The organism is Enterococcus sp. 4G2_DIV0659, assembly GCF_002140715.2.
GTDB classification, from domain to species: domain Bacteria; phylum Bacillota; class Bacilli; order Lactobacillales; family Enterococcaceae; genus Enterococcus_L; species Enterococcus_L mansonii.
On the sequence record NZ_NGLE02000001.1, the window covers coordinates 1,447,340 to 1,459,751 of the forward strand.

Annotated in this window: 7 protein-coding genes; all 7 read right to left on the reverse strand. The window is 34.6% G+C overall.

Annotated features, from left to right (window positions below; all coding sequences use genetic code 11):
- Positions 1–6 precede the first annotated feature (6 nt).
- The 7 genes from A5880_RS06705 to ruvA all read right to left on the reverse strand — a co-directional run bounded on the left by A5880_RS06705 (position 7) and on the right by ruvA (position 12,367).
- Complete coding sequence (locus tag A5880_RS06705) at positions 7–1,530, reverse strand: helix-turn-helix domain-containing protein (RefSeq protein ID WP_336577018.1); 1,524 nt, start codon at positions 1,528–1,530, stop codon at positions 7–9.
- Between the two features lie 445 nt (positions 1,531–1,975).
- Positions 1,976–4,996, reverse strand: a complete 3,021-nt coding sequence (locus A5880_RS06710) for a hypothetical protein (RefSeq protein ID WP_086330985.1) — start codon at positions 4,994–4,996, stop codon at positions 1,976–1,978.
- A 279-nt stretch (positions 4,997–5,275) separates the two neighbouring features.
- Complete coding sequence (locus tag A5880_RS06715; protein WP_086330984.1) at positions 5,276–6,970, reverse strand: oleate hydratase; 1,695 nt, start codon at positions 6,968–6,970, stop codon at positions 5,276–5,278.
- Positions 6,971–7,080: 110 nt separating this feature from the next.
- Positions 7,081–7,656: a TetR/AcrR family transcriptional regulator gene (locus A5880_RS06720; protein WP_086330983.1), complete on the reverse strand. Its 576-nt coding sequence runs from the start codon at positions 7,654–7,656 to the stop codon at positions 7,081–7,083.
- Positions 7,657–7,836: 180 nt separating this feature from the next.
- Positions 7,837–10,479, reverse strand: coding sequence for a BspA family leucine-rich repeat surface protein (locus A5880_RS06725; RefSeq protein WP_179190449.1), 2,643 nt, complete (start codon positions 10,477–10,479; stop codon positions 7,837–7,839).
- A 253-nt stretch (positions 10,480–10,732) separates the two neighbouring features.
- Positions 10,733–11,743 (reverse strand): Holliday junction branch migration DNA helicase RuvB, encoded by a 1,011-nt coding sequence (gene ruvB / locus A5880_RS06730; RefSeq protein WP_086330981.1) that lies wholly within the window; start codon positions 11,741–11,743, stop codon positions 10,733–10,735.
- A gap of 12 nt (positions 11,744–11,755) precedes the next feature.
- On the reverse strand, positions 11,756–12,367 hold the full coding sequence (ruvA, locus tag A5880_RS06735; RefSeq protein WP_086330980.1) for a Holliday junction branch migration protein RuvA: 612 nt from the start codon (positions 12,365–12,367) through the stop codon (positions 11,756–11,758).
- Positions 12,368–12,412: the final 45 nt, after the last annotated feature.

A 12,412-nucleotide genomic window follows, 5' to 3' on the forward strand; every position in this document is an offset into this window, starting at 1 on the left:
CGCTATTCAACGGGAATTGCTAAATGTCTGTATAAACGTACGATGGCTATACTTCTTTAGAATTTCTTGCTTGATTTCATCAATTATTTTATTAAAATCACTCAAGCTTGAAAATGAGTTAGTGAAGACGATTCTGGTAGTATCTGATACTTCCGGTAAATGAGTGTCTGTAATTAATACATCTGGTTGATCTTGTAATCCTTCAACTAATTGCACTCGATCTGTAAAAACCAACGCTACTTTATTTGCCATAATCGTTTCTGCAAATGCTTTGGAATTTTGAACCATTACCTTTACTGGGGGAAAAGTATACTCTTGCATTTCGTTTAATAACATGTAAACAATCAAATAAATATACTCAACAAGCGATGTTTTCTCTATTTTAAGATCCCTCCACCAACTTTTATAGGTGGATGATAACTGTAAATCCTCCAGTATTTGATGAATATGTTCAATTAGTTCTTCTTCCGTTTTATCACGGTAATAACAGTTAATTGGGTCATATACATAACTAAAGACACTTACATCAATATAGCAAGTAGACAAAATCAAGTGCATTTTGTCTATTTCTTGTCTAATCCTAAGAAATAACTTTTCAGGTTCTCCTTCAGTGTTCAAGAAAAAAGTATTGATGATTTTTTCGGTCAGTAGATTGCTACTTTTGATAAATGAAAAATTTTCTTCATTAAAAAATGAAGTATATTGATCAAATTGTATTTTTTCTGTAAGTAAGTCTTCTTTATACATAAATAATTGAATAAAACTTACTTCTTGCCAAATTTGCTCTTGTGATCGATTTTTCTTTGAACGAAAATAATTAACTAAGGCTTCTTTATAGTCAAATTCAGACATTTTGGATAAGTCAACTAAAATTCCATTTTTACAATTATGTTTTTGAGAAGATCGTATATTGCTTATATAAATCAGCAGACAAATCCTGATCTTTTTTACATTGTTAATAGAAGACCACGATTCTACTTTCTTATAGATATTATTTTCAATTTCTCTATATTCCTGTGGTTTAAATTCCCATTGGTTCGATGCATGTGAAAAAAATAGAAAGAAAAAGTTTCTTATTTTCAATTCATCACCAGAAATTTTATTTACACGAGATAGCTTTAAATCAAATTTTTTCAAAATCGAAGCTAGTCGTTGTCGATAACGAGAAAAAGTTGAAGGACTTATGTATTCTAGTTCACAAAATTTTTTTACATCTACTTTTTCATATAAAAAAATATTATAAATAATCTTGTACAGGATAGAATCTTTTAAATACTTTCCCGCAATTGACATTACATCTAAATTTTCTGCAATAATTCCTTTAATTGTCTTATTCACATAACTAATTTGAAATTGACCAGAAGATGATGAAAATTCTTGTTCAAACTGCCTAATAATTTGTAAAACTGTTTTTTCAGAAAGATTTGTGTTTTCAGATATATTTTTTATACTTACTATTTTTCTTTGATTGTCTATATAACTTAACACTTTCAACTTTCTATCATAAGTTTCATCTAAAAAAACTCTCATTTTCCCCTCCTAATTAGGTTTGCTCCTCTATAAGAATATCTCTTATTCTTGTTTTTTTATTTCTTTTTTTACTTTTTTCCCAATAAAAAACGAAATTTATTCATCTAGATGCTTATTATGCAATATTTTAAATCTTTTTTTTTACTCTTTTTCAGAATTTTTTTTATCAAAAAAAGATAATTCTTTTATAATAAATTTATTTTATATTTACGCAACTCTTTCCCCACTTGAGATGAATAGTGCCCAAATAGTAGATGATAAAAAGTTAGATTCTTCATTAATTAAAAAAAACCACACAATACATGAAACGTATTGTGTGGTTTTTCCTTCAATTGAAAAGAAATACAGGATTGATGTTTCCTACTTTAACTTTGTCTGATCTCATCAAACCTACCTATTTAATGTTTAGATGTCCGTTATAAACGAGCATAGTTAATCTAACAATCTACTTGGCATCTTCCAACGTTAGTTCTAATTCTGCATGGTATTTTCCTAGCGCTTTTAGGCCACCAGCTTTTACATCCAGTATGAAGCCTTCATCATTTTTCAACCAATTTTCTTTTGTTAAATCGTATTCGTGTTTCGTGGTATCTTTATGCTGGTAAATTACCATATCTGTTTCATTTAAGACCAATTCCTCTTTACCACCATTATTATATTTAATGACATCAGTCATTAAAACACCTTCCGCATTTTTTAATGGGTCAGTTATTTTGGCTTTCAACGACCACCCTTGTTTCTCTCTACGTGTATCAGAAATAATCAGGTTTTGTCCTTTAATTTGTGGCTTGAATCGTTTTGATTCAATAAATCCTGCTTGTATACCAAAATCAAATGAGTCTGGTACTGTTTTGAAGCGTAATCTTCCTTCATAGTAAAACTTCACTTGTTTTACTGTACCATAATTCACCTTGAATGGAGCAGTCGGAAGCGGCAATTGTTCTTTGTCATCGAAAAACACTTGTGTTAGCTCATATCCTTCAATCAATTCTAACTGTATTGGATCAGTTAAGTCTCCAATTTGACCACTCAATGATGCCCCCGTCTTCAATGCTTCATTTGTACCAACTTCTAAATAAAGGATCTCTACAGATGCGATTCTTGGATTAATCGTGAACGACTTCACTGCTCCTGATGTTTGTTCTTTCTTCGTCGCATCCGCAGTTATTCCGCTGACTTTATATGCTTGATCCACTTTTATCGGTGCAGATATTGGCGGAGTGCCAATTTTTGAAACAACCGTATAAGTTAACTGCATTTCTATTCCAGGATCTACTTTCCCAAGCTCAACACTCAATTTTCCATTTGCAAACGTTACTTTGCCTGTCACTTTTTGATTATTCAATGTAACGCTGGCTGTATCTACCTCTACATTTTCTGGAAATACTTCTGTCGTTTCGTATACAACTTGATCCCAGACGGAAGGTTCTGCCGCTGAATTTTTAAATGTTGACGTGAACAACACGCTTTGACCTTCATCGATTTCTGTCTTATCAATAGCTAAACTTGCTGAAAGTTCCGGCATAGTATGTGGCCCAATCGTCCACGTTACTTCTTTTGATAAACCACCACGAGCATCTTCCGCCCAAACACTTATTGTATGTGATTCATTCCCTAATTTAGCCGCTGAAATCTCTTTGGTAAATGGCTGATTCCCTCCTGGATTCGGCAGATTCTTAGCGATAGCTTCTGGAAGTCCACCATCAAGTGAATAATAGAGTGAAACGGTTTCTCTTTCTGCTTCAGACCATGTGCCAGAAAATGTATAGCTTGATCCGTTAAAATACCAATTATTGGGATTTGGGATCGTAATAACTGGCGGCGTATTATAAACTACATTTTGAAATAATATATCAGACTCTTTGTTTCCTAAATCTTTAGCGACTGCCTTAAGATAAACTTTTTGGTCTTGTAGCTTAAGAGCACTTTGTGGAATGACAACTGACCATGGAATATCACTTCCGGGTGTATCGTTTTTAACAATGGTTCCAGAGGTAAAAGGACCGTCTGGGTTCAGTGCATATAAAATTTCTATATTTTTACTTTTATCATTGTAATGCATTGTTGTTCCAGTAATCGTATGTGACCCACCAAAATAAGAACTTTCATCTTCATCTAAAGCAATTTCCGGTGTTTCGCTAATTAAAAGAGAAGATAATACTCTATAGCTGTACAATGTAGATTCACCAGGTGCTAGATCAGCTGGATCATTTTTAACATAAACCGCTGTTTTATAAGGCTCTTTAATGCCATTTGCTTGGCGAATTTCATTCGAATAGGCAACTGCATCAAATCCCGCATTATTTTTTTCTTGTCCAGGAGATGCAGGACCAGTAAAGCCTGAATATCTAGCATCATAAAATTGTTCTAAATGTCCACCATCATTCAGTTGCCCAACACTCCAACTTTTTGGCTTAGATGGCGTATCAAAATAAAATCTGACTTTGATTTCATGTTTAGGATCCAATGTTGAAGTGGTAAAGATAAGTCCTCGGTTTGAGTCTAAAAACGTAACTGGTTTTGACTGTGGGATATTTTCTCCTCCACCACTTGTTGTTACTTTTTGCGGTTCTACGTGGTATTTGCCGCCCAAAGATAATCCTGGTAAACTTTTTGCACCAATATTAGTCACTCTAGTTCCGACAATAGTAGCACCATTTGGATCTACACCACTGATAGACTCTACTCTTAAATGGTAGTCAAACATATTTGCTGATCTTACAGCAGGATTATTTCTTATTTCGTAGACCATTTTTGAATACGTTGTGTAGTATAGTAGGGAAAACTCATCTCGGATTCCATAAAAACGAATGTTTTCTATAAGTGACGGCTGATTGGTTGTGTCTGCTAAGTTTCCATGGCCGTTAATTGATAACGCATCAATTACTTTTGTACCTGAAGCATCTGTTTGAGATAGGATGACAGGAGATGAATTCAATAAGCTGTCTTTTGTCCAACCAACGCTGCTTTCTTCTAAAATGCCAAAAAGATTTGATTGATTCCCAATTCCTTGATAAAACATCTGCAAATTAGGTTTCATCTCACTCCCTAAGTAATACTGTGTATCACCAGGATTCCCACTCGGATTCCCGATCCTAACAAATTGATCAAATAAATTACCTCCAAATGCACCTGTAACATCTAACTCTTTTGCCTCACTTCTCGCCATAAAAGATTGTTTTCTCCGAAACATTTCCTCAGGTTCTCCATCGTCTGGTTCTCTTCTCCACTTGTCTGACTCTAAAAGATCTAAAAAAGTGTCTTTTCTCTTACTAGAAACAGCTCTATTTTCTGGCCCTTGAACAACTTCATGTGTGGAGTTAGTTGCTGGTTGTTTTTCGTCCATCGTTATTTGATTACTTGTTGTTTTCTCCGCTTTAATCAGCGAAAAGTTCACTTGTTTATATACAAGACTTGATATAACAAGACACCCTAATAACAAAGCAAGTCCTTTCCCCTTGTTCATCGATTTATTCCCCCATATCTTAATAACTTTGTGTTCTTATTTATTCGATTTATGTAGAGTAATGAATTCAATTTGTTTCATCAACTTCATCATAATACATTCCTTCTGATGCGTCTAGTTGCCTTCGTTGCAACATTTCCTCGATTTATATGACGTTATGAAAAAACAAATAGCATTTGACAAAAAAACTTCATTATAGATAAAAAGCTTCTCATCAATCAATGTATTAAAACAATTGATTAATAAGAAGCTTTTGATTATTTTTACTACATTCGCTGACTATCTAAACATTGTTTGTGCAGCTTTTGCCAACACTTTTGGGTCACGATTATACGGCGTTACTGGAATAATTTCCTTGTCGATATCAAAGAGCGTATACACTGCAATTCGTGCTGCCCGTACAGAGTATTCTTCTGTAAAGACCATATCTTTTGGTATTTCTACAAATTGGCTAACCATCGCAAAATTGGTACTATTTTCTGGAACAACTTGAGGACGATCTGTCATTTTACGCGGTTGGAACTGTGCATCGATATAAGGCATGTATGCCGGAATGACGTTGACAATATCTTTAATGATTTCATCCCAATCCGCTTGCCAGCCCATTTGACAGATCCATTCGTATAAAATTTCTTCACCTGTACACTCACGCATTGGTTTTTTTACGTAATCTCCAACTTTATCGGTATAAATACCGTATCCCCAGAAAATCGTTGTATCCGGATCTTGATTTTTGAAATGCGGTTGAGCTGCAACAACTGTGCTCATTAACCAACTTGAATCTTTCAGTGTCATCAACGCACCTGATCCAGGAATGTTCCCTGAAAATTCTTCGATACGTTTCAGTAATTTATCACCTCGACAAGTAACAGTGAAACTTTCCCAATTTGTTTCAGCTTCATTGCCGAAGAATGGTTCGGGATTGCCTAAACCTGCTTTTTTCTTAGCGATATTCCGCCATAAGCGAGCCGAGCGTGATTCTTCTGTTACTGCTGGCGCTGGATTGCTCCAATCACCTTCTGTAGAACTATCGGTCATTGTGCCATTCGTCATGATCACTACATCATCTTCGCTTAATTCGATGGTTTCACCATTTCCTAGTTTTAACGCAGTGACCGTGATTTCAGAACCTGGTTTAAATTCTAAATCAATCACATCTTCATTTAGAGTAAAATCAACACCATGTTTTTCCAAAAATGCTTTCAGCGGTAAAATCACACTATCGTATTGATTCAATGGCGTACGTGTTACACCTTCTAGTGTATCAATTCGAGAAAATTCTAAGATCATTCGGTTCATATAACGACGTAGTTCAAATGCACTGCTCCATTTTTGGAAGGCAAAAGTTGTTTGCCACATATACCAAAAATTGGTTTCAAAAAAGTGTGGACCAAACCATTCTTCAATGGTTACGCCATCTAAACTTTCTTCAGAAGCCGCTAATAATTTTGTCATTGCTAGCCGATCTTCATTATCAAATCCCATCGTATGTGCATCTACAATTTCTTGGTCTTTTGTCACTAAGCGCGCTTGTGCATGGGTTGGATGTAGGTGATCAAAATTCAAAATTTCTTCCGTTACACTATGATTTGGCCATTCAAGTGATGGAATACTATCAAATAATTCCCAGAAATTTTCATAAGTTTCTTCATTCAGCATCCGGCCGCCACGAGCAACAAAACCTTTTTCGTTAGTGCCTATCCCGTCATTGCTGCCTCCAAGAATTTTCATGCCTTCAATCACATGGATATTCTTTCCATTAAAGTTCGCATCACGAATCAAGTAAGCAGCAGCAGCCATTGTAGCAATACCGCCGCCAATTAAATAAACCTGTTTATCTCCATAATAACGGCTATTAATCTCTTCTTCTATTTCAGCTACTTTTTCTACTTTCTTTTCAGCAGATACTTTTTTAGCAAGATATGCTGCGCTTAATGCAGAGACTGCGGCCAATCCGATGTGTCTTTTTTTCATGGGAAACCCCTCCGATTCATTTATATGAACCTAGCGTACACTGCTTCCTCATAAAAGTCTTGTGATAGCCTTTCCATTGCGTCTTCTTTTTAGACACTCTGGACAGTTTGTCATAATAATTCATTTTCTTGGGCATATAAACGATAAGAAAAGAACTCTGTATCTTTGGCTAAACGGAAAAGTTGTGTCGCAATTTCTAAAGGAGATTCTTTGTAGCCTCCTAAAATCCAATCAATCAAAACACCACTACAACCATAAGAAAAGAAACGAGCATAAAAAATCTTGTCTTCTGGAAGTAATTGCTTTTCTTTATCCATTTGATCAAAAAGATTGATAAATAGCTTGTTCGTAATTGCTGAAAAACAGGTTCTTATAATCTCTGAGTCGGAGCTAACAGTATTATAATAAAAATCGCTTTTTGATTGTATCGCTTTAAGCATTTTTAGTGCTTGCTCTTCCCAATTATCGACAGAAACGTCTGGCGAATCTAGATAGATCAAAGCATCGTGGGTATATATCCAGCGTAGCAGGTCATTTTTATCAGTGAAATGGTAATAAAATGTTTGACGATTTAGCCCGACTTCTTTGGTGACATCTTGAACACTGATTTTACTGAATAATTTATGCCCACATAATTCAATCAATGCAGATGAAATGGCTTTTTTGGTTATTTGAGATTCGCTCATGTTTTTTTCCTCGCTTTTTTTAGATAGGTTTATCATACCAAAAAATTGGAGGAAAATATAAGGTTTTGAGGGATTTTTAGGGATAGTTAAGGGTTGGTGAAGTAATAGTGAAAAAAAGGCCTAGCCGAAGCTAGACCTTTCCTCTTTGTCACTTTTAGAAGACTTAAGCTATATCTGTATTTATTTGCTTTTATTGTAAATACCCGAATGAGAGCCATCATATTGAGTAATAAATTCTTTGGTATTATTATAAACAATTGTTTGATCTTGGGAGATCCATTCTCCACTCACTAAAGAACAATTTTCTTTAAGAATTGTTTTTTCTCCAAGTGTAAGTTGTTCTATTTTATTTGCACTTTGAAACATTCCTTGCATATCGTTTACATTCGATGTATTGAAATTAGAGATGTCAATAGCTTTTACAAATGAACAATAGAACATGCCTGACATATTCATTACACTGGATGTATTGAAATTAGATAAATCTAAGGAGTTTATACCAGTAGTACTTCCAAACATAAAGGACATATTTTGCACCTTAGAAGTGTCCCAGTTAGATAAATCTAAAGATTTCAATCTATATGTGTGAGAAAACATACTTGACATGTCGTTTACATTCGACGTATTCCAGTTTAATACGCTTAAAGAAGTAATGTATGAAGCATGAAACATACTTGACATATCGATTACTTGCGACGTATCCCAGCTGGATAAATCTAACGACATTAATTCATCTGTGGAAAAGAACATTCTTGACATATTAACAACTTCAGAAGTATCAAGTAAATGTATATTTTCAATAGATTTTAACCGATAAAGATTAGCAAAAAGATAGCTTGACTCTTTATTCAATTTGACTTTTCCTGTAAATTTTATATGTTTTATTGGCTTTTTATTTAAAGCATTTAGTTGGATAGTTTCATATACTCCATTTGTTTCAGAAGTCGACGGAAAATTACCTTCTCCAAAAGTAATTGTTTGAGTACTTTCATCCCATAGCCAAGGAGCTGTTCCATATTGATCTTTTTCGCTAATTTTAATCTGGCAATTAGCTGATTTTTTTCCATCAACAGTTGTAACAGTAATTGTAACAGTCCCTTCATTTTTGGCAGTTATAAGCCCTTCAGCAGTAACTGTCGCTATATTATTATTTGAACTTGTCCAATTAACTTTTTTATTAGATGCATTTTCCGGACTAACTGAAGCAGATAGTTGAATTTGTTCATCTACTTTCAAATCTCTAGTAACATCTGAAACAGACACCCCCGTTACTGGAACTTCTTTTGCCACATTTGTGTATGCATTCAAGTATATGTTATTTCGTCGTCCATACACTTCACCGCTTGAAACACCTTGCCAATACATATTGTTGTTTGTACTCTCTTTACTCAAAAACGATTTACCTTCTTTAAGCTCAGGATAATTTCCTTCATTCGCATTTTTTACAGATTGCATAAATAAAGAAAAGTGCGGAACATCTTCTGGATAAACTATTTTAACAATCACCGAGTAATCTTTATTTTGTTCTATCTCAATTGTTTCTGTCGCTATTTCTTTCATTCCAGGAATATCAATCTTTCCCTGAGCAATTTTCGTCATATCCCTTATATCACCATAATTCTCACCACGTATTGCTTTATCATAGTAATAAACCTCATAGCTAACTTCTTTTTGTTCGGTATAGAAAGAAACTGCTTTTAATTGCTCTTTTAAATGACCAGTAGTATAAACATTTCCTAGATAAACAGTGCGATTATAGTTTTTTACCGTAGCATAACGATCAGCTCTTGTATTCACGTATGTGTTGTTTTTATCGTAAGATGTCATTTTCGTATCTACTGCATAGTTTTGTGAGTTCAAAATATAAATATCCTCATAGCTAATATAAAAATAAGGATCTCCTCCCCATGAGTTCTTAACTAAAAAAGCACCATTAGATTCTGGCTTAACAGTAAAATTATCACTATTGAACTCATTATCCCATCCTACTATGACAATCCCATGATTTGTTTTAAGCATTCTATCATTAACTATTGTTACTTTTCCTTTTCCAACATCTTTAGCAGGAACAAAACTAGACTTTTTTTCATTATTAAAATAACTACTACTATGCGAAGCATCTGTATTATATGAAAAACTAATTGCGCCGTGCCTATATATCGCTTGCTTCATCTCATCAATCTTACGTGTTTTTTCTTCTTCCGTAATATCAGCATAAGAAATACCGTGAACAATTTCTATACCTTCGACTGAAACTGGAGATTTTTTTGTTTGTAAATTTTTAAATTCTTGTATACCTATTGGAGAACTTAGGCGAACTTCTGTCGGTGTATTAAAATCCTTTTCCAGAATTCCAACGTTTCCTAAATGGTTTTGCATAAAAACACTTTCTGAATTACCACCACTATTTAAAACCCTTGTTCCAAAAGGATTGTTACTATCCGTAAAAGCATTTGATGCAGAGTAATAATTATAGTAATTAGGCGAAAGTAAATATTCTTTACCAAATTCTTTTTTATTCGATATTGTAATGTTATCTGAGGCAGAATAAGCCCAGCATATACCTAATTCTCCTTGATTTCTTGTTTCTGTTTTTACATTCCCTGTATTAAAATCAAACTTTTCTGGCAAATTGTTTCTTAAACGTGATTCTTCACTTTTAGTCTGTGGAATTGTTGGTCTGTCAATTATGATAGTTCCAGCGTTATCATCTATTTTGTATTCTTTCAGTTCATAGATTTGATCATAGGCTAAAGCTTTTTCCCCACAAAAAACTAACAATAGCATTGCTAGCGTAACCCCTAAAGCTTTCATTTTTTTCATTCTCATTCTCCTTCAATTCAATAGTATATTCTTTTTTTATAATACCAATCTTAGTGTATAATATTGCAAATATATAATATAGTATTTTTTTTACTAAAAAACAGAAAAAAATAACTAAAAATAGTTAGAAAGGAATAGAAAAAAACGATTGGATTTTTCTTATACAATCACTTATTCGACTCAGTAATCAATCTCTCGTTTTATTTTAAATAACAAAAAAAGAGGCTTAGCCTCTCTTGTATGGAAATTCAATTTACTCTTGATAATAAGATTCATAGCCAAAATGTTCATAAGCTAATGGCGTAGCGATTCGCCCTCTAGGCGTTCGCTTAATAAACCCTTTTTGAATTAAATAAGGTTCATACATATCTTCTACTGTTTCCGTTTCTTCACTGATGTTCACAGATAATGTGCTCAACCCAACTGGTCCGCCACCGTATAATTCGATCATTGTTTTTAATAATTTTTGATCCACATAATCCAAACCTTGATGATCAACTTGTAATAAGGTCAATGCTTGATCTGCAATACTACGGTCAATTGTACCATTGGATTGCACTTGGGCAAAATCACGAACACGCTTCAATAAACGATTGGCAATCCTTGGTGTACCACGAGAGCGACGGGCAATTTCAAAGGCACCTTCTTCAACGATTTCTGTTTGAAAAATATCAGCAGAACGCAATACGATTTCTTTTAAATCTTGTGTTTCATAATATTCCATGTGGGAAATAATACCAAAGCGATCTCTAAGAGGTGCTGAGAGCATCCCAGCTCTGGTCGTTGCTCCAATCAATGTAAATGGTGGTAGAGGAAAATGAACAGGATGAGCGGTTGTTCCTTGTCCTACCATGATATCTACGTAAAAATCTTCCATAGCAGAGTAGAGCATTTCTTCCACTACTCGAGGCAAGCGATGGATTTCATCAATAAATAAGACATCGCCTGGTTCTAATTCATTTAAAATCGCAACTAAATCACCCGCTCGTTCAATTGCAGGTCCACTGGTTGTACGAATGTTGACGTGCATTTCATTGGCGATAACCATGGCCATCGTCGTCTTCCCTAACCCTGGTGGACCATATAACAAAGTATGATCTAAGGCTTCCTCACGATTACGAGCAGCTTCGATATAGATTGTCAGTTCTTGTTTGACTTTATCTTGTCCGATGTATTGCTCGAGAAATTGTGGACGTAGTGACTTTTCTAGCGATTCTTCCCCTTCACCGCTTTGTGCTGAAAGTAATCTTTCATCTTCTGTCATAGCTAGTCCTCCTTAGCGTTTCATCATAAATTTTAATGCGTTGCGTAAATATTCGTCTGTTGGCTGTTGCCCTAATTCTTCCAGTTTTGGTGTAATTCGTTTGATTTCTTTTTCGCTGTATCCAAGAGCACTCAAGGCTTCTAAAGCTTCTGTTAATGACTGATTGACAGATTGGGAACTTGGTGTTTTCGCCATCGCTTCTACTGCTGCTTCTGACGTTTCTAAATCGCCTAACTTGCCTTTTAAGTCAAGGATCATTTGTTGTGCGGTTTTTTTCCCTACTCCTGGGAATTTCGTTAAATAAGCCGCATCTTCACTTTCAATCGCATTGATCAAACCGCCGTGATCTTCTGACGCCATAATGGCTAGCCCGCTCTTAGGTCCAATCCCTGAGACACTAATGAGTTTTAAAAAGAGTTGTTTTTCGTCTAAATCGCTAAATCCATATAAGGAATGAGCATCTTCACGAATAACTTGGTGGACGTAAATCTTGATTTGTTGGTCAGTTTTACCAGAATAGCGGTAAGGATTGCCTACAGAAATTTGATAACCGATGCCATTTGTTTCTACTACAATATAATATGGACTGATAAATGTCACTTTACCAATGATATACTCGTACATAATTTCACCTTTCTTGATACAGTTGAAACAAAACTATCTTTTGAT